Genomic DNA, 22,894 nt, shown 5'->3' with positions numbered 1-22,894 from the left:
CCTGACCGGCCTGTCTTCGACCGCTCTGCCGCGGACCGCTTCCGGCCCGCAGCCCGTGCACGCCTCGGTGATCTGTGTCGCGGCTCCCTCGCTCGCCGTCTCCGCAGAGCACGGCCAGATGCGCGGGCAGGGTCTCGAGGGTTTCTACCAGGAGGGGCGGCGGGTGCTGGCCCGCTGCGAACTGCGGCTCGCCGGAGCCGAGCCGGTTCCCGTACAGGGCACGCTGCTGAGTGCTGGCCGGGCGCGGTTCGTGGCGGTGGCGCGGAGCCCGGCCGATGCCGGCCCCGATCCGGCGGTCATGGTGGAGCGGCTGCGGGACGCCGACGGTTCCGAGCGCATCACCGTGCTCAACACCGGGCCGATCGCGCTCCGGATTCCTCTCGAAGTCGCGCTGAGCACCGATCTCGCGGAACTCGGCGCGGTCGCCGCAGGACGGGCGGGACCAGATCTGCCCGCCAGTGTCTGTGGTTCGGGGCTGCGCTGGTCGCACGCGGGGGTCGGGGTCAGGGTCACCGCGCACCCGGCTCCCGCCAGCGTGCTGGCTTCGGCGGGACTGCTGCGCTGGGATCTCTCCGTGCCCCCCGGAGCCAGCAGGACGTTCGAGCTGAGGGTGTCGCGGGAATCCACGGCGAACGGGGCCGCCACGTCAGCGCCCGTGCGCGCCGACCGGGCGCCCACGCCCTGGTCCGCGGCGGAGCTGTCCTGCGACGACGCCAGGGGCGATGTCCTGCTGCGGGGCAGCCTGGACGGGCTGCGGGCACTGCTGCTGCGTGACCCGGCGCGGACCGTCGATGTGCATGTGGCGGCGGGAGCCCCCTGGCGGATGGGACTGGCACCCGCCGAGGCCCTGTGGGCCGCCCGGATACTGCTGCCGCTCGGCACCCGGCTCGCCGCCGGCACCCTGCGCACCCTCGCGCGTCTCCAGGACCCGGACAGCGGCAGGATCCCTGGCGTGCTCCGGCACGCCGGGCCCCAGCTGCCTCCCAGCTGCTCCGGCGTCGAAGCCACGCTCCTGTTCGTGACCGTCCTGGCCGAGGCCCGGCGCTGGGGGCTGCCGCAGCGCGAGGCCGAGCTGTTGCTGCCCGCGGCGGAGCGCTGCCTCGGCTGGCTGCGCACCGTCACGGACGCGGCGGGCTATGTGCCGGATCCCGCCCCCGGCGGCCCGCTCCGCTGCGAGGTGCAGGCGCATGCCCATCGGGCGGCGCTGCACGGCGCCGACCTTCTGGACGCCTTCGGCCGTCCCGGAGCCGCCGCCTGGCGCGAGCACGCCGCCCGCCTGCGGGGCCGGTTCCGGGAGGACTTCTGGGTCGACGACCGCGGCGGCGGATGGCCCGCCGCCGCGCTCACCCCGGACGGCACCAGGCAGCTGACCCACCTCGGCTCGGCCGCGGCGCACCTCCTCGACACGGGGCTGCTCGGCGGCGGCGCCCTGGCCCCCGGTCTGCTCGACAAGGTCCGCACCGAGCAACTCGCCCGGCTCCTCGGGGCACCCGACCTCGACTCCGGCTGGGGCCTGCGGACGCTGTCGGCCAGGGCGCCCGGGCACAATCCGTTCGGCCACCGCGGCGGCGCGGTGCGGGTGCACGAGACCGCGCTCGCCGTGTCGGGTCTGGCCGCCGCCGGATACGAGAAGGAGGCGGCCGCGCTGCTGCGCGGCGTCATCGACGCGGCCGGGACCTTCGGACGGCAGCTCCCCGAGATGTACGCGGGCGAACAGCGTGCCGCCGACCGGGCGCCGCTGCCCCACCCCACCGCCTGCCGCCCGGCCGCCGTCGCCGCCGCGGGCGCCGTCCATCTGCTGGCGGCACTCGCGGGGGTACGCCCCGACGCGCCCGGAGGTGTCGTGGCGGTACGTCCCATGAGCAGCGCTCCGCTCGGCGCGGTGCGCTTCTCGGGCCTGCGGGTGGACGAGCAGCCGTTCGCGGTGCGGGTCAGCAGGCTCGGCATGGCCATGGTCGAGGAAGCCGCACCGGCCCTCCAGCTCGGGGCGTGACCGACGGCGTGACCGACGCGCGGGCGGCGTGACGGCGTACGGGCGACGGGGTGAACAACGGCACGAGCAGGGGAGCCAACCTGCTGTTTATCGTCAGGCAGACGACTATGATCGCGCCATGTCGCCCTACGACCCGTCGGCCTTCCCGCCGTTTGCCGTCACCGTCGACCTGGTCGTGCTCACGGTGCGCCATCACGCCTTGTGCGCCTTGGCGGTCCGCCGCGGTGAACCCCCCTATCAGGGGCGGTGGGCGCTGCCCGGCGGGTTCGTCCGCGCCGACGAGGACCTGTCTCAGGCCGCGGCTCGCGAACTCGCGGAGGAGACCGGCCTGCGCGCCCAGAGCGGGGCCCATCTGGAACAGCTGGCCACCTACGGCGATCCCCACCGGGATCCCCGGATGCGGGTGGTCAGCGTCGCTCATCTCGTCCTGGCACCCGACCTGCCCGCGCCCCGGGCAGGCGGCGACGCGCGCAGCGCCCGCTGGGCCCCGGTCGGTTCGCTGCTGGAACAGGACGGCCTGGACATGGCGGGCGAGGCCGCTCCGCTGGCCTTCGACCACGCGCGGATCCTGGCCGACGGCGTCGAGCGCGCCAGGTCGAAGATCGAGTACTCCTCGCTGGCCACCGCGTTCTGCCCGCCCGAGTTCACCGTCGGTGAGCTGCGGCGGGTGTACGAGGCGGTGTGGGGCGTGGCTCTCGATCCCCGCAACTTCCACCGCAAGGTAACGGGCACCGTCGGCTTCCTCGTGCCGACCGGTGGTACGACGACCCGTCAGGGCGGCCGCCCCGCCCAGTTGTTCCAGGCCGGAGGAGCTGCTCTTCTCAATCCGCCCATGTTGCGACCAGAGGTCTGATTTATAGCGTTATGGTGCAGGGGTGATCCAGGCCATCGGATTGACCAGCATGCCCCGCCGTAACGGTCCGCCCGCGGTCGACGACCTCACCTTCGAGGTCCGTCCCGGGCAGGTCACCGGCCTGCTCGGAGCGCCGGGCGCGGGCAAATCGACCACCCTTCGCCTGATGCTCGAACTCGAGGCGGGCCGCGGGGTCACCCTCTTCGACGGTTCTCCCCTGCACCGCGTCCCGTACCCCTCCCGCGAGGTCGGTGTCCTCCTCGGCGATGTGCCAGGACATCCCGGCCGTGCCGCGCGGAGCCATCTGCGCATGCTCACCGCCGCGCTCGGCGTGCCCGCGGCGCGCGCCGACGAGGTGCTCGACGTGGTCGGCCTCACCGGCCTCGCCGACCAGCGCCTGAGCACGTACTCGCTGGGCATGTACCGACGGCTCGGCATCGGGGCGGCCCTCCTCGCCGACCCGCGGACCCTCTTCCTCGACGAGCCGTCGTTCGGCCTGTCCCCCCGGGAAGCCGCCTGGGTGCACGCGCTGTTGCGCGCCTACGCGGCGGACGGCGGGGCCGTGCTGGTCACCGGACGCGATGCCAAGGCGATGGCCAGGACGGCCGACCGGGTGGTCACCATCGACGGCGGCCGGCTGGTGGCGGACCAGTCCGCCGAGGAGTTCACCCGCACCCGGCTGCGCCCGCACGTGGCCGTCCATTCCCCGCACGCCCAGCGGCTCGCCGGCGTCCTGACCGAGGGCGGGACCGAGATCGCCGAGGCCGCCGGCAGCCGTCTGGTCATCTACGGCACCACCTCCGCGCACATCGGGGAGATCGCCTACCGGAACGGAATCCTGCTGCACCGGCTGGCGGACGAGGTCGCCGACCTCGGTCCGGTCGCCCCGCTGTGCCGCGCCGACGGGCGCGAGCCCGCCGCCGCGCCCACCGCACCGGCAGCTGCTTCCGCCGCTCCCCCCGCACCCCGGTCCCCCGCGCGGGCCCGGCGAGCCGTCCAGCCGGCCACCCCCGCCCAGGCGCTGCGGTACGAACTGCACCGGCTCGGCGGCGTCCGGACGCCGTGGTGGATCGCGGCCGTCTCGCTCCTCGCCTCGGTGGCCGGCGCGCTGGTTCTCGCACGTACCGGGGAATCGTCGGCCCTGTCGATGATGTCCGGCTGGGTGGACCGGCTGCCGCTGCCTCCGGCCGCGATGGGCGCGGGTCTGCTGGGCGCACTCGCCTACGGGCAGGAGTTCCGGTATCCGGCGCTGGCGCCCGCCCAGGTGCCGGTGCCCAGGCGGCTGCGCCTGCTCGCCGCCAAACTCGTGGTGAGCGGCGTGATCGCCCTGCTGCTTGCGGCCGCCGCCGCGGTGTTCGATACCGCCGTGCTCCGCGTGGTCCTCGATCCGGGCCAGGTGCCGCTGCCCACCGACCGGCCCGCGCAGGCGGCCGGCTGGGCGGGACTCGCCGTCGGCTGCGCCTGGGCCGGGCTGCTGGCCGCCGGAGTCTTCCGTACCACCGCGCTGGGAATGGCGGCGGTCCTGACCATCCCGCTGCTCGTGGCCCCGGCCGTCGGGATGTTCGTGCACAGCCGCGAGGGCGGGCGGCTGATCGACGCGGCCGGAGCCCTGGGCAGCGTCGTCGGAGGCTGGCCGGGGGGTGCCGGCAGCACCGCCGCCGGTGTCGCCGCGGTGGCCGTGCAACCGGTCGGCTGCGCCTTCGTGTTGTCGCTGGCCGTACTTCTCTGCGCGCACCTCGCAACGGTGTTGCGCGGCCGCAGCCGTTGACGCCGCCCAACTCGCGGTCGGATAAACGGAACTGTGTTCCTGGCCTGTCATGCAGGGCGTTTCATTCCGATAAAGCGTCAATTATCAGGTGATGAGCGCTCACCCTTTCGTGTGCTTTTCAGCAAAGCCCTCAAGGCCCGCCGTGGCATCGCCGACAAAGGATGCGTGAGTACCCTTGCGCACACCCTGATGACCACGGCTCGTTCCGCCGACACCAGCATCGTTGGCCCGGCCGAGCTCGACCGCTACTCGTACGCCGACGCCTCAGGTGTCGACCGCCCCGGCCTTCCCTCCTGGGACGGTTCGGACTCGGACATGGGCCGGGTCGGCCGCCGGGCCGGCGGCAGCCGTGGCCGCGGGCTGCACGGCCAACTCGTCCAGCAGCTCGGACAGATGATCGTCTCCGGGGATCTGGGCGCCGACCGGCCGCTCGTCCCCGAGGAGATCGGCCAGCGCTTCGAGGTCTCCCGCACCGTGGTGCGCGAGTCCCTGCGCGTCCTTGAGGCCAAGGGCCTGGTCAGTGCCAGGCCGAACGTCGGGACCCGGGTCCGTCCGGTCGCCGACTGGAACCTGCTGGACCCCGACATCATCGAATGGCGGGCCTTCGGACCGCAGCGCGACGACCAGCGCCGCGAACTGTTCGAACTGCGTTGGACCATCGAGCCGCTCGCCGCGCGGCTCGCCGCCGGACACGGCCGCGAAGACGTGCAGCAGCGCCTCGCGGACATGGTGGAGATCATGGGGCACGCCGCCGCCCAGGGTGATTCCCTGACCTTCTCCAGGGCGGACTCCGAGTTCCACTCCCTGCTGCTGCAGGTGGCCGGGAACCGGATGCTCGAGCACCTGGCGGGCATCGTGTCCTCCGCCCTGCATGTGTCGGGCGGCCCGGTCACCGGCTGCGAGCGCCCGGGCGAGCCCGCCGTGACCCTCCACCGGCGGATCGTCGAGGCGCTCGCGTCGGGCGACGGGGCATCCGCCGAGGCCGCGATGCGGCAGCTGCTCGCCGTCCACACCGAGGCCCCCGCCGCCGATCACGTCGTCCCGTCACCGCGCGAGCACTGACCGCCGCGAGCACTGACCGTACAGCCGAGCCGCCGCCGGCCCCGGACCATCGGCCAGGGGCCGACGGCGTCCCATGCGCGAAGAGTGTCCCGCTATCAGATGTTTACAGGCGGTATGGGGTGTGACTCGGGCCACGTGGGCCGGGCGTAACGCTTGGCGAGGCAGCGCGATGACTTAAGAGGTGGTGGCCGCACAAGGAATAGCAGCGACAGTTCTGACGCTGTGTTTCTGAGCGGTTCCACCGAGTCGTTCCCATCGTTCCGAGAGGTTGTTCGTGTCGGCCAGCACATCCCGTACGCTCCCGCCGGAGATCGCCGAGTCCGAGTCTCTGATGGCGCTCATCGAGCGGGGTAAGGCTCAGGGGCAGATCGCCGGCGACGACGTGCGTCGGGCCTTCGAAGCGGACCAGATTCCGGCAACCCAGTGGAAGAACGTTCTGCGCAGCCTCAACCAGGTCCTCGATGAGGAAGGTGTGACGCTGATGGTCAGTGCCGCTGAGGAGCCCAAGCGCACTCGCAAGAGCGTCGCAGCCAAGAGCCCGGCAAAGCGCACCGCCACCAAGACGGTCGTCACCAAGGCAACCGTCGCCAAGAAGACCGTCGCCGCCAAGGCCGCCACCGCTCCCGCGGGGGCTGTCGAGGCCGAGACGGTGGATTCGATCGAAGAATCCGACGCCACCGCCGCGAAGCCGGCGGCCAAGAAGGCTGCGGTCAAGAAGACCGCCGCCAAGAAGGCCGCGGTCAAGAAGACCGCCGCCAAGAAGTCCTCGGACGATGACGACGCCGACGGCGAAGAGGTCGACGAGGCGGCCAAGCCCGGCAAGGGTGACGAGGAGTCGGATAAGCCCGAGTCCGAGAGCTTCGTGCTCTCCGACGACGACGAGGACGACGCTCCCGCTCAGCAGGTCGCGGTGGCCGGGGCCACCGCCGACCCGGTCAAGGACTATCTGAAGCAGATCGGCAAGGTCCCGCTGCTCAACGCCGAGCAGGAGGTCGAGCTCGCCAAGCGCATCGAGGCCGGCCTGTTCGCGGAGGACAAGCTGGCGGCGGCCGACAAGCTCGCTCCCAAGCTCAAGCGCGAGCTGGAGATCATCGCCGAGGACGGCCGCTGGGCCAAGAACCACCTGCTGGAGGCCAACCTCCGTCTCGTGGTCTCGCTGGCCAAGCGCTACACCGGCCGCGGCATGCTGTTCCTGGACCTGATCCAGGAGGGCAACCTGGGCCTGATCCGTGCGGTCGAGAAGTTCGACTACACCAAGGGCTTCAAGTTCTCCACGTACGCCACGTGGTGGATCCGCCAGGCGATCACCCGCGCGATGGCCGACCAGGCCCGCACCATCCGTATTCCGGTGCACATGGTCGAGGTCATCAACAAGCTGGCCCGTGTGCAGCGCCAGATGCTCCAGGACCTGGGCCGCGAGCCCACCCCGGAGGAGCTGGCCAAGGAACTCGACATGACCCCCGAAAAGGTCATCGAGGTCCAGAAGTACGGCCGCGAGCCGATCTCCCTCCACACCCCGCTGGGTGAGGACGGCGACAGCGAGTTCGGAGACCTCATCGAGGACTCCGAGGCGGTCGTACCGGCCGACGCGGTCAGCTTCACGCTCCTGCAGGAGCAGCTGCACTCGGTGCTGGACACCCTGTCCGAGCGGGAGGCGGGCGTGGTCTCCATGCGCTTCGGCCTCACGGACGGGCAGCCGAAGACGCTCGACGAGATCGGCAAGGTCTACGGGGTCACGCGCGAGCGGATCCGGCAGATCGAGTCGAAGACGATGTCGAAGCTTCGGCACCCGTCGCGCTCGCAGGTTCTGCGCGACTACCTGGACTGATCCTTCATCAGTCCTGCGGATGCGGCCTCCGGTCCTATGGATCACTCTGGGTTTCCAGAGTGCTCCACAGGGTCAGGAGGCCGTATGCGTTCCAGGTTCCGGATGCCGCTCAGCGGGCTGGCGGTGCTGCTGACCGCGCTGGTGGTGCCGCCCGGGGTCCCCGCTGCCACGGCGGACGTCAAGGGAGTGATCATCGGCGGCGATCCGGCCGCTGCCGGTGGGCAGCCGTGGGTGGTGGCGCTGGCGAGCCGAAACCGTTTCGGACAGTCGAGATCCGGCCAATTCTGCGGCGGGACCGTGGTGGCGGCCTCGACCGTGATCACGGCGGCGCACTGCTTCGGCCGGGGGGTGCTCGGAGCGGACTGGCGGGCGGTGGGGGATCTGCGCGTCATCGCCGACCGGATCGATCTCCGGAGCAACGACGGCCAGGAAGTGCGGTTGCGCCAGGTATGGGTCGATCCGGGGTACGACCCGGTGACGAACGCCGGGGATGTGGCGGTCATCACACTTGAGCACCCGCTCGCGGCGGGTTCGGCCATCGCCATGGCCGGCCCGGGCGACCCACAGGCCTATCAGGCGGGCTCTGGGGCCCGCGTGTACGGCTGGGGGGACACCATCGGCACCGGGGCGTACTCGCCGGTCCTGCGGTCGGCAGGGGTCACGCTGCTGGCCGACCAGGTCTGCGAGCAGGCCTACCCCGGCAACGCGGACGGTACGTATCTCCGCAGCGCCATGCTGTGCGCCGGCGAGCCGCTGGGCGGCAAGGACGCGTGCCAGGGCGACAGCGGCGGGCCGCTGGTCGTCGGCGACAGGCTCGTGGGGCTGGTCTCCTGGGGTACAGGCTGCGCCCAGGCCAGGTACCCCGGTGTGTACACCCGGGTGTCCGCCATCAGCGAACTGGTCGCGCAGCACACATGACGGGCCCGGAAGAGCCGACGGGCGGCCCGGCCCCTGAGAGGGTCCGGCCGCCCGTCGATCCGAGCTCGTCGCAGGTGCGATGTGTCAGTGCTCGTCCTCGACCGGTTGCGCCGGGGTGTCGGTGAGTCGGCCGGTTTCGTCCTGTATTTCCGCAGCGATCTTCTTGAGTTCGGGCTCGAACTTGCGCCCGTGGTGCGCGCAGAAGAGCAGTTCGCCGCCACTGATGAGGACGACGCGCAGGTATGCCTGGGCGCCGCAACGGTCGCAGCGGTCCGCCGCCGTCAGCGGGCTCGCGGGGGTCAGAACTGTAGTCACGTCGCCTCTTCTCTAGCTCGACGAGCTGTCGTACCAGGGTCAACATCCAACCAGGCCGAAAACGTTCCCGCTCGTGGCTTTTCCTCGAAATCTGACTTCGAAGTGACTGGATGCTACCTGTTGGTAGCGGATTGGCCTCTGATGCGGAAGTTGTCGCGTTTGGGGCGCTTGTCCGATTGTGTCCTCCGGCTGGGTTGCCGGCTGTTGGTGAGGACGTGCCCGGAGCCTAAATGGTTCATGCGTCATTGGGAACGTGACATGTGTATCACTCAAATGAGGTATCGAACACACGATCGATAAGGGGCTACTCTGGGGCCCGGATACCGGGTCGCGGCACAACTGGCGTACCTGGCCTCGGTACCCTCTCACCGATACGGCTGAAGAACTTCATCGAGGAGCTGCCCGCGTGACCGCCGAAACATCCGTGCCGTCCTCCGCGCTGCTGACGGGCGCAGATCGCGACGGTTCCAACTACACCGCGCGGCATCTGCTCGTCCTCGAGGGGCTGGAGGCCGTCCGCAAACGCCCCGGCATGTACATCGGCTCCACCGACAGCCGGGGCCTCATGCACTGCGTGTGGGAGATCATCGACAACTCGGTCGACGAAGCCCTCGGCGGTCACTGCGACCGCATCGAGGTATTCCTGCGCGACGACTCCTCGGTCGAGGTCCGCGACAACGGCCGCGGCATCCCGGTCGACCTGGAGCCCAAGACCGGCCTGTCGGGCATCGAGGTCGTGATGACCAAGCTGCACGCCGGCGGCAAGTTCGGCGGTGGCTCCTACGCGGCCTCCGGCGGCCTGCACGGCGTCGGCGCCTCGGTCGTCAACGCGCTGTCCGCCCGCCTCGACGTCGAGGTCGACAGGAGCGGCCACACCCACGCCATCAGCTTCCGGCGCGGCGTGCCCGGCGCCTTCGCCGGAGCCGGTCCCGACTCCTCCTTCGAGCCGGCGAGTGGTCTGAACAAGACGAAGAAGGTCGCCAGGGCGCGGACCGGCACCCGTGTGCGCTACTGGGCGGACCGGCAGATCTTCCTGAAGGACGCCAAGATCTCGCTGGAGAACCTCCACCAGCGCGCCCGCCAGACGGCCTTCCTGGTGCCGGGGCTGACCATCGTCGTCCGCGACGAGCGCGACCTGGAGGGCGACGGCAAGGTCGTCGAGGACGTCTTCCACTACGACGGCGGCATCAGCGAGTTCTGCGAGTACCTCTCCCAGGACAAGCCGATCTGTGACGTCCTGCGGCTGACCGGCACCGGCATCTTCAAGGAGACCGTCCCGGTGCTGGACGACCGCGGCCACATGACGGCGACCGAGGTCACCCGTGAGCTGGCCGTGGACATCGCGATGCGCTGGGGCACCGGGTACGACACCGTGGCGCGGTCGTTCGTCAACATCATCGCCACCCCCAAGGGCGGCACCCATGTCACGGGCTTCGAACGGGCGGTCACCAAGACCGTCAACGAGGTGCTGCGCTCCGCCAAGCTGCTGCGGGTCGCCGAGGACGACGTGGTCAAGGACGACGCGATGGAAGGTCTGACGGCCGTTGTCACCGTCCGGCTGGCCGAGCCGCAGTTCGAGGGCCAGACCAAGGAAGTACTGGGTACCTCGGCCGCCAACCGGATCGTGGCCAACGTCGTGGCCAAGGAGCTCAAGGAGTTCCTGACCTCCGCCAAGCGCGACACGAAGCTGCAGGCACGGGCGGTCCTGGAGAAGACCGTCGCCGCCGCGCGTACCCGTATCGCGGCCCGGCAGCACAAGGACGCGCAGCGCCGGAAGACCGCGCTGGAGACGTCCTCGCTGCCGGCGAAGCTCGCGGACTGCCGCAGCGACGACGTGGACCGTACCGAGCTGTTCATCGTCGAGGGCGACTCGGCGCTCGGCACGGCCAAGGTGGCCCGGAACTCGGAGTTCCAGGCGCTGCTGCCGATCCGCGGCAAGATCCTGAATGTCCAGAAGTCGTCGGTTTCGGACATGCTGAAGAACGCCGAGTGCGGCGCCATCATCCAGGTGATAGGAGCCGGGTCGGGCCGGACCTTTGACATCGACCAGGCGCGCTACGGGAAGGTGATCTTCCTCGCGGACGCCGATGTCGACGGCGCTCACATCCGCTGCCTGCTGCTCACGCTGTTCCAGCGCTACATGCGTCCGATGGTCGAGCAGGGCAGGGTCTTCTCGGCCGTGCCGCCGCTCCACCGCGTCGAGCTCGTCCAGCCCAAGAAGGGGCAGGACAAGTACATCTACACCTATTCGGACAACGAGCTGCGGCAGACGCTGCTCGACCTCCAGCGCCGGAACGTCCGTTACAAGGACGGCATTCAGCGCTACAAGGGTCTGGGTGAGATGGACGCGAACCAGCTCGCGGAGACCACGATGGATCCGCGGCACCGCACCCTGCGCCGGATCAACATCGGCGACCTCGACGCCGCCGAGCAGGCCTTCGACCTGCTGATGGGCAACGAGGTCGCGCCGCGCAAGGAATTCATCACCAACTCGGCGGCGACGCTCGACCGGTCCCGGATCGACGCCTAGCGGTTGCCGGCCGGTCCTCCGCCGCCCAGTGCTCCACCACCCCGGGTGGAGGTGCACTGGGCGGACCGTCGGATATGCCTACGCACGGCATCACCTGATGGAGTGAACGTTTCAGCTTGTTAGCACCGGATCTTCCCACTCTGTCCATGCTTGGGCGCACGGCCAATCGGCCTGTGAAGCGAGGAGAGTTCGGTGGACAAGCACGACGGGGTCGACCCGGGCGCGCTACGGGTGGACGACCCCTGGTACGACGCTCTGGCCGCCGGTCTCTGGGTACCGGACCCGACGACTCCGGCGCCGTCACCTGTGCCGGCGCCCCCCACGGCGCCCGTCGCGGGAACGGCGGAGGACCGGGCCGCGATCTACCTGGAGGTGCAGCGGAGCGCCGCGTTCCGGGAAGTGCGCGGCCAGTACCGCCGGTTCGCCTTTCCGGCGGCGGCGGCCTTTCTCTGCTGGTACCTGCTGTACGTGGTGGCGGCCACGGCGGCGCCCGGCCTGATGGCCCGCCCGGTGGCCGGTGAACTCAATGTCGCGATGGTCGCCGGGCTGGCGCAGTTCGCCTCCACTTTCCTGCTGACCTGGGCCTACTCACGGCACGCACGGCTGCGCAGGGACCGGGCCGCGCTCGACCTCCGCTGGGACACCCAGGAGCGGATGCGTTGATGGTCCGCTACCTGGCAGATCCGGCGAACGAGCATCAGGGGCTCGCCCTCGTCCTGTTCACGGTCTTCGTGTCCGTGACCCTGGCCATCACCGCCTGGGCCGGCCGGCGGCGCAGCTCGTCGGTCGAGTTCTTCGCCGGGGGCCGGCTCTTCTCCCCCATGGAGAACGGTTTCGCCATCGCCGGCGACTACATGTCGGCGGCGTCGTTCCTCGGCATCTCCGGCCTCATCGCGCTGTTCGGCTATGACGGGATGCTGTACTCGGTCGGCTTCCTGGTCGCCTGGCTCGTCGTCCTCATGCTGGTCGCGGAGCTGGTGCGCAACTGCGGCCGCTACACCCTCGCCGATGTGCTGTCCGCCCGTATGCGGCAGCGACCGGTCCGGATCGCGGCCGGCACCTCCTCGGTCATCGTCTCGGTGCTCTATCTGGTCGCGCAGATGGTCGGCGCGAGCAGCCTGGTGGCGCTGCTGCTCGGCGGCCAGAGCGGCGCGTCCCGTACCTGGACGGTGATCGGGGTCGGCGGTCTGATGGTCATCTACGTGTCCTTCGGCGGGATGCGCGCGACGACCTGGATCCAGATCGTCAAGACCGTGCTGCTGATGGGCGGCACCATCGCGCTGGTCGTGCTGGTTCTGATCCGCTTCCACGGTGATCTGAACGGCCTGCTGCGCTCCGCCGCGGCCGGCAGCGGTCACGGCAGCGCCTTCCTGTCCCCCGGCCTCAAGTACGGCGGGAGCTGGACCTCGAAACTGGACTTCATCAGCCTCGGGATCGCCCTGGTGCTCGGCACGGCGGGGCTGCCGCACATCCTGTCGCGGTTCTACACCGTGCCGACCGCCCGCTCGGCCCGCCGGTCGGTGGTGTGGGCGATCGGGCTGATCGGCTCCTTCTATCTGATGACGATCGTCCTCGGCTTCGGCGCAGCGGCGGTCGTGGGCTCGGACGCCGTGCGCACCTCCAACGCGGCCGGCAACACCGCCGTACCGCTGCTGGCCGAGGAGCTGGGCGGCGGAGCCGGTTCGACAGGCGGAACGGTTCTCTTCGCCGTCGTGGGGGCGGTGGCCTTCGCCACGATTCTCGCGGTGGTCGCCGGGATCACCCTGGCCTCGTCGGCGTCGGTCGCGCACGACCTGTACGCCACGCTGCGCCGCAGCGGGAAGCACGCCGGCCCGGCGACCGGGCACGAGGAGGTGCGGGTGGCGCGCTTCGCCGCGGTCGGGATCGGCGCGGTGGCGATCGCCCTGAGCCTGTTCGCCCAGGGCCAGAACATCGCCTTCCTGGTGGGTCTCGCCTTCGCGGTGGCCGCCTCGGCGAACCTGCCCGCGCTGCTGTACTCGCTGTTCTGGCCCCGGTTCACCACCCGGGGAACGGTCTGCGCCGTCTACGGGGGGCTGGTCCCCGCCCTGGTCCTCGTGGTGCTGTCGCCCGTGGTCTCCGGACGCCCCGACGCCCTCTTCCCCGGTGTGGACTTCCATCTCTTCCCGCTGGAGAACCCGGGGCTGGTCTCCATCCCGCTGGGTTTCCTGGCCGGCTGGCTGGGCACCGTGCTCTTCCCGGAACCGGAGGACGCGGGCAAGTACGCGGAGACGGAGGTGCGTTCCCTCACCGGCGCGGGAGCGGTGTGAGGGCGGCTCACAGCACAGTCCAAGGTCGGTCGGCCGCTGCCGCCGCCCACCCGTAACGGTGCTCGGGGCGGCCCGTGTCGCCGTACTTGAGGGTGAGGCCGATCCTCCCGGCCTGCTCCAGGTACTTCGGACAGCGCTGCGTGGTGGAGCGGCTCAGCCCGGTACGCTCGGCGACCTCGTGAGCGGAGAGCGGGTGTCCGGCCTCGCGCAGCACCCGTCGTATCAGCTCGGCGGTCGGCGCGGAGTGGCCCTTGTGCAGCGAAGCAGTCCGGCTGACCTGTCCCGGTGCGGCCCCGCTCAGCGGCCCCCGGCCACCGCCCTGATCCCGGTGACATCCATCCGGTCGGGTGAGCCGGGGGCCGCTCCGCAGCTCTCCGGGCGGGGCGGCAGTGCCGCGGACCGGGTGATGTCGACGTCCCAGGCCCGCCCGTCGGTATGCGCCACCCGCACCGTCCAGGCAGGCGCCGAGCCGTCCGTACGCGCCACCGTGAGCGCTGCCGCCCGGACTTCGCCGGTCAGGGCGCGCACCGCGAGGTCGGCGGCCTGGCCGGGCTTGTCCCAGGCGGAGGCGCCGCGGCAGCCGTCCAGCGCGACCCGGTCGTCGCGGGCCGACTTGAGGGCACTCCTCGCGAGGTCCGCGCCGACGCGCCCGTAGGCGTAGCCGGACGGCAGGACGAGCATGGTGGGGGCGAAGCGGTGGCCGCCGATATGGGTGATCTCCCAGACGTCGCTGCCGCCCTCGGCCGCCAGCCGCGCGGCGAGCGGCCGTCCGTAGAGCGCGCAGCAGCGGTCGCGTTTGCCGTTCGTGCAGACCAGCGCGACCGGCTCGCCCGAGTGCGGCTCACCGAATCCCTGGTGTCCGCCGGATCCCAGCGCCGCGAAGTCCAGTTCCAGCAGCTCCGCCGGATCGCCGATCTCGCCCCGGCGTACCCAGGAGCGGCCGGGAACGACATGGGCGACGAGCACCTCGTGCCGGGACGGGACATGGCAGTCCGCGTGGCGTCCCGGACGCCGGATCAGCGCGACCCGGACCCCGGTGCCGTCCGCGGCCTGCTCCAGGGCCCGGCCCACAGCCGGATCGAGATGGCTCGCGGTGAAGGCCTTCGCGCCCCAGGGACCGGACTGTTCCAGCAGGAGCCAGGTCTGTGCGGTGGCGGCGGTAGCGGCGAGCGGTTCGGCCAGCTCCGCCGAAGCGTTCGTACACGTACTCACGCGGGTCAGCGTAACCGGAACGCCGCACGGTGCCGCCCGGCGCCCGGCGCATCCACGGCGCGTCGGACCGGGACGGACGCGAATCCCGGCGCAACGCGACCGGACGTGCCAGGACGCGACCGGACGCGGCAGGGCGCGGCGCCATCAGCGCCGCGCCCTGTCGCGTATCCCGTCCGTGGTCCCGTCCGCAGACCGTTCCGCGGACCCGACCGGTCCCTAGACCGGCCCGGCGACCACGGTGATCGGTTTGGCCAGCGCCACCCCTGAACCGTCCCGGCGGGGGTCCTTCGGGGGAAGGTCGGCGGGCAGGCCCGTCGCCGTCGCGGCGCGTGCCGGTACGGCGCCCGCCCAGGCGAGGACCAGGCCGTCCTCACCGCGCAGGAAGCGCTGGCAGCGCACTCCGCCGGTCGCCCGCCCCTTGCGCGGGTACTGCTCGAACGGGGTGAGCTTGGCGGTGCCCTGCACCGCGCCCTCGAGGGTCCCCTCGGCGCGGGCCACGGTGAACACCACCGCGTCCACGGCCGGGTCGACGGCGGTGAAGGAGATCACCTTCGCCCCGTCGGTCAGCTTGACGCCGGCCATACCGCCCGCCGGGCGGCCCTGCGGGCGCACCTGGGAGGCCGGGTACCGCAGCAGCTGGGCGTCGTCGGTGATGAAGACCAGGTCCTCCTCACCGGTGCGCAGTTCCACGGCGCCCACCACCCGGTCACCGTCCCTGAGACCGATGACCTCCAGATCGTCCTTGTTCGCGGGGTAGTCGGGCACCACCCGCTTGACGATGCCCTGTTCGGTCCCCAGCGCGAGGCCCGGTGAGGACTCGTCGAGCGTGATCAGGCACAGCACCCGCTCGCCGGTCTCCAGGGACAGGAACTCCGAGACGGGCGCGCCGCCCGACAGGTTCGGCGCTCCCGCGGTGTCCGGCAGCACCGGCAGGTCGATCACCGTGAGCCGCAACAGCCGGCCGGCGGAGGTGACCGCGCCGACGTCGGCCCGCGCGGTGGTCGGCACCGCGGAGACGATCACATCGTGCTTGACCCGCTTGCCGTCGCCCTCGTCGAACTCCTCGCCGTTGGCGGTACGGGCCAGCAGCCCGGTGGAGGACATCAGCACCCGGCACGGGTCGTCGGCCACCTCCAGCGGAACGGACGAGACCGGGGCGCCCGCCGACTCCAGGAGCACGGTGCGGCGGTCGGTGCCGTACTGCTTCGCCACCGCCGCGAGCTCGTTGGAGACCAGCTTGCGCAGCTCGGCGTCCGAATCCAGGATCACCGTCAGCGCGTCGATCTCGGTGTTGAGCCGGTCGCGCTCGGACTCCAGCTCGATGCGGTCGAACCGTGTGAGGCGGCGCAGCGGGGTGTCGAGGATGTACTGGGTCTGGACCTCGGACAGCGAGAAGTGGGCGATCAGCCGTTCCTTGGCCTGCGCCGAATTGTCGCTCGACCGGATGATCGAGATGACCTCGTCGATGTCGATGAGGGCGACCAGCAGTCCGTCGACCAGGTGCAGCCGGTCACGGCGCTTCGTGCGGCGGAACTCGCTGCGCCGCCTGACCACCTCGAAGCGGTGGTCGACATAGACCTCCAGCAGCTCCTTGAGGCCCAGCGTGAGCGGCTGCCCGTCGACGAGCGCCACGTTGTTGATGCCGAAGGACTCCTCCATCGGCGTCAGCTTGTAGAGCTGCTCCAGCACGGCCTCGGGGTGGAAGCCGTTCTTCACCTCGATCACCAGGCGAAGGCCGTGCGAGCGGTCGGTGAGGTCCTTCACGTCGGCGATGCCCTGGAGCTTCTTCGCGCCGACCAGATCCTTGATCTTCGCGATGACCTTCTCCGGGCCGACCGTGAACGGCAGCTCGGTGACGACCAGGCCCTTGCGGCGCGGCGAGGTGTCCTCGACGGCCACGGTGGCGCGGATCTTGAAGGTGCCGCGGCCGCTCTCGTACGCGTCCCGCACACCGGCCAGGCCGACGATCCGGCCGCCGGTCGGCAGGTCGGGACCCGGTACGAACCGCATCAGGGTCTCGAGGTCCGCGCCCGGGTGCTTGATCAGGTGCCGGGCGGCGGCGATCACCTCGCCCAGGTTGTGCGGCGGCATGTTCGTCGCCATGCCGACCGCGATCCCGGACGAGCCGTTGACCAGCAGGTTCGGGTAGGCGGCCGGGAGAGCGACCGGCTCCTTTTCCTGGCCGTCGTAGTTCGGCGTGAAGTCGACGGTGTCCTCGTCGATGGACTCGACCATGAGCATGGCGGCCCCGGCCATCCGCGACTCGGTGTAACGCATCGCGGCGGGCGGGTCGTCGTTGCCGAGGGAGCCGAAGTTCCCGTGCCCGTCGACCAGCGGGAGGCGCATCGAGAACGGCTGGGCCATCCGCACCAGGGCGTCGTAGATGGAGGCGTCGCCGTGCGGATGCAGCTTGCCCATCACCTCGCCGACCACGCGGGCGCACTTGACATAGCTGCGGTCGGGGCGCAGCCCCATCTCGTTCATCTGGTAGACGATGCGCCGGTGCACGGGCTTGAGCCCGTCGCGGGCGTCGGGCAGGGCGCGCGAGTAGATGACCGAGTAGGCGTACTCGAGGAAGGAGCCCTGCATCTCATCGACGACGTCGATGTCGAGGATGCGCTCCTCGAAGTCGTCGGGAGGAGGGGTCTTCGTGGTGCGGCGGGCCATCGCGGCTGCTGCTCCTTTTCCTGGACCTGAGCGGGGACTGACGCCGACCATTGTGGACCGACCCGCTGACAGCGGTGACCACCGCCTGGCATAAGGGTGCCGTTAGCGGGAACTTCGCGTGGTGTCGGCACGCTTGCCTAGAGTGTCAGCACTCGACCAAGACAAATAGCACGCGACCGGAAGGACAGCTTGCCCATGGGTCTCACGGCCACGTCGGACGGCTCACAGCCGCAGGACTCCGACGGCCTGACAGCGACCGAACACCGCCTGGCGAACGGCCTGCGTGTGGTGCTCTCCCAGGACCACCTCACTCCGGTCGCCGCGGTGTGCCTCTGGTACGACGTCGGTTCCCGTCATGAGGTGAAGGGCCGCACCGGACTGGCCCACCTTTTCGAGCACTTGATGTTCCAGGGCTCGGCCAGCGTGAAGGGCAACGGCCACTTCGAACTGGTCCAGGGCGCGGGCGGTTCGCTCAACGGCACCACCAGCTTCGAACGCACCAACTACTTCGAGACGATGCCGACCCACCAGGTGGAGCTGGCGCTGTGGCTCGAGGCCGACCGGATGGGCAGCCTGCTCACCGCGCTCGACGACGAGAGCCTGGAGAACCAGCGCGATGTCGTCAAGAATGAGCGCCGCCAGCGGTACGACAACGTGCCGTACGGCACGGCCTTCGAGCGGCTGACCGCGCTGGCCTACCCCGAGGGCCACCCGTACCATCACACCCCGATCGGCTCGATGGCCGACCTGGACGCGGCCTCCCTGGAGGACGCGCGGGCCTTCTTCCGTACGTACTACGCGCCGAACAACGCGGTCCTGGCCGTGGTCGGCGACATCGACCCCGAGCAGACGCTGGCCTGGGTCGAGAAGTACTTCGGCACGATCCCCGGCCACGACGGCAAGCCCACCCCGCGCGACGGGTCGCTGCCGGACGTGATGGGCGGACAGCTGCGCGAGATCGTCGAGGAGGACGTGCCCTCGCGCGCCCTGATGGCCGCGTACCGGCTGCCGCACGACGGCACCCGGGAGTCCGACGCCGCGGATCTGGCGCTGACCGTGCTCGGCGGCGGTGAGTCCTCCCGGCTGCACAACCGGCTGGTCCGCCGCGACCGCAGCGCCGTGGCGGCCGGGTTCGGCCTGCTGCGGCTGGCCGGCGCGCCGTCGCTCGGCTGGCTGGACGTCAAGGCGTCCAGCGGTGTCGAACTGGCCGACATCGAGGCGGCCGTCGACGAGGAGCTGGCCCGCTTCGCCGTGGAGGGACCCACCGCGCAGGAGATGGAGCGGGCCCAGGCGCAGCTGGAACGCGAGTGGCTCGACCGGCTCGCGACGGTGGGCGGCCGGGCCGACGAGCTGTGCCGTTACGCGGTGCTCTACGGCGACCCGCAGCTGGCGCTCAGCGCCGTCCAGCGGGTGCTGGAGATCACTCCGGAGGACGTACGGGCCATCGCCGCGGCCAAGCTGCGCCCCGACAACCGAGCCGTCCTGGTCTACGAGCCGACCGGCTCGCCCGACGAGGCGGCCGACGAGACCGAGCAGGAAGGCGCGGACCAGTGACCGACGTCGCCGCGACCATGACGTTCCACCCCCAGCCGGAGCCGGGCACCGCCAAGCCGTGGGCCTTCCCTGCCCCCGATCGCGCCACCCTCGGCAACGGCCTGACCGTGCTCAGCAGCCACCGCCCCGGCCAGAAGGTCGTCGCGGTGGAGGTGCTGCTCTCCGCGCCGCTCGACGCCGAACCGGAGGGCCTGGACGGCGTGGCCACCATCATGGCCCGCGCGCTGTCCGAGGGCACCGACAAGCTCTCGGCCGAGGAGTTCGCCGCCGAGCTGGAGCGCTGCGGCGCGACGCTCGACGCGCACGCCGACCACCCGGGCGTCCGGGTCTCGCTGGAGGTCCCGGCCTCCCGCCTGGACAAGGCTCTCGGGCTGCTCGCGGACGCCCTGCGCGTACCCGCGTTCCCCGAGAGCGAGGTCGAGCGGCTGGTCGACAACCGGCTCGACGAGATCCCGCACGAGCTGGCCAACCCGGCCCGCCGCGCCTCCATGGCACTGTCCGCAGAGCTGTTCCCGGCACAACTGCGCTGCTCCCGCCCCCGCCAGGGCACCGAGGAGACCGTGGCGAGGATCGACGCCGAGGCCGTCCGGTCGTTCTACGAGGCGCATGTGCGTCCCGCGACCACCACGGCCGTCGTGGTCGGCGATCTGACCGGCATCGATCTGGCCGCGCTGCTGGACGAGACGCTCGGCCAGTGGACCGGTTCCACCGCCGAGCCCCGGCCGCTGCCCTCGATCGCTGCGGACGACTCCGCGCGCGTGGTGATCGTGGACCGGCCCGGGGCCGTGCAGACACAGCTGCTGATCGGCCGCACAGGTTCCGACCGGCACGACCCGGTGTGGGCGGCGCAGGTGCTCGGCACGTACTGCCTGGGCGGCACCCTGACCTCCCGTCTGGACCGGGTGCTGCGCGAGGAGAAGGGTTACACCTACGGCGTGCGGTCCTTCGGCCAGGTTCTGCTGTCAACCCCGGAGGGGACGGGCGCCTCGCTGCTCGCCATCAGCGGTTCGGTGGCCACCGAGGTCACCGGCCCCGCCCTCGCCGACGCGTGGCAGGTGATCCGCACCCTGGCGGCCGAGGGACTCACCGACGAAGAGCGCGATGTCGCGGTGCAGAACCTCGTCGGGGTGGCGCCGCTGCGCTACGAGACCGCGGCCGCCGTCGCCGGCACGCTCGCCGACCAGGTCGAGCAGTTCCTGCCGGACGACTTCCAGGCCCGGATGTACGCGCAGCTGGCGCGTACCGGCACCGTGGAGGCGACCGCCGCGGTGGTCAGCGCCTTCCCGCTGGACCGGCTGGTCGTCGTTCTGGTGGGCGACGCCTCGGTGATAGAGGAGCCGGTCAAGGAGCTCGGAATCGGCCCGGTGAAGGTCATCGCGGTCGGCTGAACCGGCGGTCCGCGGGCGGCCGGTCCCCTCCGGACCCTCCCCGCGGGCGGCCGGCCGGTTTCCCGGTGGAACCCTGGCGCACCCCTTGGGGCGCCGGGGTTCCGGGTGTTTTGGATCTTTATCCGCCCACTACGCCCCTGTGTGGGGAACCCAACAAATGCCCGGTTCTGTTTGCCGATCCCGACGGGGTCCCATTACCGTCCTGTCGGCTGCTCGTCACCATCCGCCGCGTCCAGCGGCAACCGGGCAGTGATCGCCGAGTCCCCGTCCGGCGCGAGCCTGGGGAGCCGGGGACCCATGTCCCTGGGGTGAATCGGGCCGTCCTCATCACGAGGCAGCCCGTAGGAGACCTTCCTGCTCCGAACCCGTCAGCTAACCCGGTAGGCGAGAAGGAAGGAAAGGATCTCGCCGCGCTCATGGCGTTCACAGTTCTGCCCGCGCCCAGCGGGAAGCACCGCCGTCCCCGTCGTGGCGTCCTCCGCACCGGGACCACCCTGGCCGGCGTCGCCGTGCTGACCGCCGCCGGCACCTTCGGCGCCACCGCCGCCAGCGCGCTGTCCACCCCGGGCCGGGCCGCAGCGCCCGTCGAGGACACCGCGTTCGCGCGGGCCATCGACGCCTCGGCCGGCCTCACCGACTCCCTCGCCGCCCAGGCCGCCGCCCAGCACCAGGCCGCCGACGCGACGAAGCAGAAGGCCGAAGCCGCCAAGCGCGCCGCCGAAGCGGCCGCGGCCGCCAAGCAGAAGGCCGAAGCCGAGGCGAAGATCAAGGCGGACCGCGAGGCGCAGGCCCGTGCCGCCCGCGCCGAGGAGGAGCGGAAGAAGCTCAACTCCTTCGTGCTGCCCGTCAACAGCGCCATCGGCACCGGGTACAAGGTCCCCGGCGCCATGTGGGCCTCCGGCTACCACACCGGCGTCGACTTCACCGCGTCCTCCGGTACCCCGATCGGCGCCGTCGGCGCCGGCACCGTCGTCACGGCGGGCTTCGACCCGGCGTACGGCAACAACGTCGTGATCCGGCACAACGACGGCATCTACACGCTGTACGCCCACATGTCCTCGCTCGGCGTGTCGGTCGGTCAGACCGTCACCACCGGCCAGCAGATCGGCCTGTCCGGCGCGACCGGCAACGTCACCGGACCGCACCTGCACTTCGAGGCCCGCACTACGCCCGACTACGGCTCGGACATCGACCCCGTGGCGTACCTCCGCTCGCACGGCGTCTCCATCTGACACCGCCGCACCCCCGTCCCCCTCGAAGGCCCCGGCTCCCCGCCGGGGCCTTCGTGCTGTCCAAAAATAATCCATGAATTCTGGACTGCGGTCGGAATCCTGGTTCTGCTGGAATAGGGTCGCAGAAGATAACGGGGAAAAGAATGGGAGACCGGCGATGCGGAATCGGATGTGAACGGGACGGACGGCACAGGGCGTCGTATCTCCGCACAGGTCGTGTGCACCGCGATCCGTGACGACATCGTCGGCGGTTACTTTCCGCCGGGCACCCGGCTGACGGAGGAGCTGCTGGCGCGGCGTTACGGCGTCTCCCGGGTCCCGGTGCGCGAGGCGCTGCGCACCCTGGAGTCGGAGGGGTTCGTCCGCACCCGCCGGCACGCGGGCGCCTCGGTGGCCGAGCCGACGGAGCGGGAGGCGGCCGACCTGCTGGAGCTGCGCGGCCTGCTGGAGCCGCTGGGGGCCGCGCGAGCGGCGCAGCGGCGCACAGAAGCCCATCTCAAGGTGTTGCGCGGCCTGGTGCGGCTCGGTCAGGAACGCTCCCAGCAGGGCCAGCTGTCCGATCTGCGGTCCCTGAACGGCTGGTTCCACGAGACCCTCGCCCAGGCCTCCGGAAGTCCCACCCTGGCCGCGCTGCTCACCCAGCTGCGGCACAAGATCGCCTGGGTATACGGGGAGGCGGCGCCCGACCAGGCGGTGGAGTCCTGGGACGAGCACGGCGCGATCGTCGACGCGGTGGCCCGCGGGGACGCGGAGCGGGCCCGCCGGATCGCGGCCGGACATGTGCAGCGGGCCGTCGCGGTGAGGACTCTGAAACACCCTGTATACGCCGCGCGCCGGAGGAATTAACAATGGCACCGTATACAAGTGGGCAGAATTATGGCGGCCCTGAATGAGAAAAGGCGGGGCCGTGTTATCCGTTGGGATAACGCGGCCCCGCCGAATTCCTGCGCGGGCATACGCCCAGGGGATCAGACGGCCTCGGGGAGTTCCTCGAGGCCCTCGGAGACCAGCTTGGCCAGCCGGTCGAGCGCGGCGTCGGCGCCATCGGCCTCCGACGCGAGCACGATGTTCTCGCCGCCCTGCGCGCCCAGGCCGAGCACGGCCAGCATCGACGCGGCGTTGACCGCGTTGCCGTCGGCCTTCGCGATCGTCACCGGGACGCCGGCGGCGGTCACCGCGCGGACGAAGAGAGAAGCGGGCCGGGCGTGCAGGCCCTCGGCCCAGCCGACGGTGACACGGCGCTCAACCATGGTGTAGCCCTTCAGGTCGTTCCTGTTGTCTAGACC

17 protein-coding genes, 1 pseudogene and 1 riboswitch are annotated in these 22,894 nt (G+C 71.1%); of the genes and pseudogenes, 13 read left to right on the top strand and 5 right to left on the bottom strand.

The genetic code is table 11. The annotated features are described in order from the left end of the window. Positions 1 to 118 precede the first annotated feature (118 nt). From QMK24_RS08550 to QMK24_RS08525, 6 genes are all read left to right on the top strand, one after another. Positions 119 to 1,993 (top strand): glycogen debranching N-terminal domain-containing protein, encoded by a 1,875-nt coding sequence (locus tag QMK24_RS08550; RefSeq protein ID WP_283464767.1) that lies wholly within the window; start codon positions 119 to 121, stop codon positions 1,991 to 1,993. 118 nt (positions 1,994 to 2,111) lie between these two features. Then, positions 2,112 to 2,846 (top strand): NUDIX hydrolase, encoded by a 735-nt coding sequence (locus QMK24_RS08545; RefSeq protein ID WP_283464694.1) that lies wholly within the window; start codon positions 2,112 to 2,114, stop codon positions 2,844 to 2,846. A 22-nt stretch (positions 2,847 to 2,868) separates the two neighbouring features. Beyond that, positions 2,869 to 4,614, top strand: coding sequence for an ABC transporter ATP-binding protein (locus QMK24_RS08540; protein WP_283464693.1), 1,746 nt, complete (start codon positions 2,869 to 2,871; stop codon positions 4,612 to 4,614). A gap of 111 nt (positions 4,615 to 4,725) precedes the next feature. Next, the gene (locus tag QMK24_RS08535) at positions 4,726 to 5,676 is read left to right on the top strand and encodes a FadR/GntR family transcriptional regulator (RefSeq protein ID WP_283464692.1); all 951 of its coding nucleotides are present in this window, start codon (positions 4,726 to 4,728) and stop codon (positions 5,674 to 5,676) included. Between the two features lie 274 nt (positions 5,677 to 5,950). Then, entirely contained in the window at positions 5,951 to 7,504 is a 1,554-nt protein-coding gene (locus tag QMK24_RS08530) for an RNA polymerase sigma factor (protein WP_283464691.1), read from the top strand. Positions 7,505 to 7,588: 84 nt separating this feature from the next. After that, positions 7,589 to 8,422 (top strand): S1 family peptidase, encoded by an 834-nt coding sequence (locus QMK24_RS08525; RefSeq protein ID WP_283464690.1) that lies wholly within the window; start codon positions 7,589 to 7,591, stop codon positions 8,420 to 8,422. An 84-nt stretch (positions 8,423 to 8,506) separates the two neighbouring features. On the opposite strand, the gene QMK24_RS08520 is transcribed toward QMK24_RS08525, so the two are convergent. Then, complete coding sequence (locus QMK24_RS08520; protein ID WP_283464689.1) at positions 8,507 to 8,737, bottom strand: DUF7455 domain-containing protein; 231 nt, start codon at positions 8,735 to 8,737, stop codon at positions 8,507 to 8,509. A gap of 406 nt (positions 8,738 to 9,143) precedes the next feature. On the opposite strand from QMK24_RS08520, the gene QMK24_RS08515 reads away from it, so the two are divergent. The 3 genes from QMK24_RS08515 (at position 9,144) to QMK24_RS08505 (ending at position 13,555) form a co-directional block, all read left to right on the top strand. Next, complete coding sequence (locus tag QMK24_RS08515; protein WP_283464687.1) at positions 9,144 to 11,267, top strand: DNA gyrase/topoisomerase IV subunit B; 2,124 nt, start codon at positions 9,144 to 9,146, stop codon at positions 11,265 to 11,267. Between the two features lie 192 nt (positions 11,268 to 11,459). Then, positions 11,460 to 11,930, top strand: coding sequence for a DUF485 domain-containing protein (locus QMK24_RS08510; RefSeq protein WP_283464686.1), 471 nt, complete (start codon positions 11,460 to 11,462; stop codon positions 11,928 to 11,930). Further along, on the top strand, positions 11,930 to 13,555 hold the full coding sequence (locus QMK24_RS08505) for a monocarboxylic acid transporter (RefSeq protein WP_283464685.1): 1,626 nt from the start codon (positions 11,930 to 11,932) through the stop codon (positions 13,553 to 13,555). The genes QMK24_RS08510 and QMK24_RS08505 overlap by 1 nt, the downstream gene beginning before the upstream one ends. Positions 13,556 to 13,562: 7 nt before the next feature. Here the strand turns inward: QMK24_RS08505 and QMK24_RS08500 are convergent. From QMK24_RS08500 to QMK24_RS08490, 3 genes and pseudogenes are all read right to left on the bottom strand, one after another. Continuing rightward, positions 13,563 to 13,814, bottom strand: a pseudogene (locus QMK24_RS08500) (helix-turn-helix domain-containing protein); the annotation flags it as partial. A 38-nt stretch (positions 13,815 to 13,852) separates the two neighbouring features. Continuing rightward, a complete protein-coding gene (locus QMK24_RS08495; RefSeq protein ID WP_283464684.1) occupies positions 13,853 to 14,767 on the bottom strand; it encodes a ferredoxin family protein in 915 nt (304 codons plus the stop codon). A 216-nt stretch (positions 14,768 to 14,983) separates the two neighbouring features. Next, a complete protein-coding gene (locus tag QMK24_RS08490) occupies positions 14,984 to 17,434 on the bottom strand; it encodes a DNA gyrase/topoisomerase IV subunit A (protein ID WP_283464682.1) in 2,451 nt (816 codons plus the stop codon). Between the two features lie 195 nt (positions 17,435 to 17,629). On the opposite strand from QMK24_RS08490, the gene QMK24_RS08485 reads away from it, so the two are divergent. The 4 genes from QMK24_RS08485 (at position 17,630) to QMK24_RS08470 (ending at position 22,454) form a co-directional block, all read left to right on the top strand. Continuing rightward, positions 17,630 to 18,988 (top strand): M16 family metallopeptidase, encoded by a 1,359-nt coding sequence (locus tag QMK24_RS08485; RefSeq protein ID WP_283464681.1) that lies wholly within the window; start codon positions 17,630 to 17,632, stop codon positions 18,986 to 18,988. Beyond that, positions 18,985 to 20,376 carry a M16 family metallopeptidase gene (locus tag QMK24_RS08480; protein ID WP_283464680.1) on the top strand — a complete coding sequence of 464 codons (1,392 nt, stop codon included), beginning with the start codon at positions 18,985 to 18,987 and terminating at the stop codon, positions 20,374 to 20,376. The genes QMK24_RS08485 and QMK24_RS08480 overlap by 4 nt, the downstream gene beginning before the upstream one ends. Before the next feature lie 244 nt (positions 20,377 to 20,620). Continuing rightward, positions 20,621 to 20,777, top strand: a riboswitch (cyclic di-AMP (ydaO/yuaA leader). Positions 20,778 to 20,792: 15 nt separating this feature from the next. After that, positions 20,793 to 21,608 (top strand): M23 family metallopeptidase, encoded by an 816-nt coding sequence (locus QMK24_RS08475; protein ID WP_283464679.1) that lies wholly within the window; start codon positions 20,793 to 20,795, stop codon positions 21,606 to 21,608. Between the two features lie 171 nt (positions 21,609 to 21,779). Next, positions 21,780 to 22,454 (top strand): GntR family transcriptional regulator, encoded by a 675-nt coding sequence (locus tag QMK24_RS08470; RefSeq protein ID WP_283464678.1) that lies wholly within the window; start codon positions 21,780 to 21,782, stop codon positions 22,452 to 22,454. Between the two features lie 122 nt (positions 22,455 to 22,576). Here QMK24_RS08470 and QMK24_RS08465 read toward each other — a convergent pair whose 3' ends face one another. Beyond that, positions 22,577 to 22,858, bottom strand: coding sequence for an HPr family phosphocarrier protein (locus tag QMK24_RS08465; RefSeq protein ID WP_283464677.1), 282 nt, complete (start codon positions 22,856 to 22,858; stop codon positions 22,577 to 22,579). Positions 22,859 to 22,894 lie beyond the last annotated feature (36 nt).

It is taken from the genome of Streptomyces sp. PH10-H1 (genome assembly GCF_030063355.1).
In the GTDB taxonomy this organism is placed as follows: domain Bacteria; phylum Actinomycetota; class Actinomycetes; order Streptomycetales; family Streptomycetaceae; genus Actinacidiphila.
The sequence above is the reverse complement of the archived record's forward strand: the minus strand, read 5'-3'. Positions and strand labels throughout refer to the sequence as shown.

Bases quoted from the DNA above. Each gene is read 5' to 3' on its own strand.
- QMK24_RS08550 (WP_283464767.1), top strand. From the start codon at position 119: ATGCGCGGGCAGGGTCTCGAGGGTTTCTACCAGGAGGGGCGGCGGGTG.
- QMK24_RS08545 (WP_283464694.1), top strand. From the start codon at position 2,112: ATGTCGCCCTACGACCCGTCGGCCTTCCCGCCGTTTGCCGTCACCGTC.
- QMK24_RS08525 (WP_283464690.1), top strand. From the start codon at position 7,589: ATGCGTTCCAGGTTCCGGATGCCGCTCAGCGGGCTGGCGGTGCTGCTG.
- QMK24_RS08505 (WP_283464685.1), top strand. From the start codon at position 11,930: ATGGTCCGCTACCTGGCAGATCCGGCGAACGAGCATCAGGGGCTCGCC.
- QMK24_RS08490 (WP_283464682.1), bottom strand. From the start codon at position 17,434: ATGGCCCGCCGCACCACGAAGACCCCTCCTCCCGACGACTTCGAGGAG.
- QMK24_RS08485 (WP_283464681.1), top strand. From the start codon at position 17,630: ATGGGTCTCACGGCCACGTCGGACGGCTCACAGCCGCAGGACTCCGAC.
- QMK24_RS08475 (WP_283464679.1), top strand. From the start codon at position 20,793: ATGGCGTTCACAGTTCTGCCCGCGCCCAGCGGGAAGCACCGCCGTCCC.
- QMK24_RS08465 (WP_283464677.1), bottom strand. From the start codon at position 22,858: ATGGTTGAGCGCCGTGTCACCGTCGGCTGGGCCGAGGGCCTGCACGCC.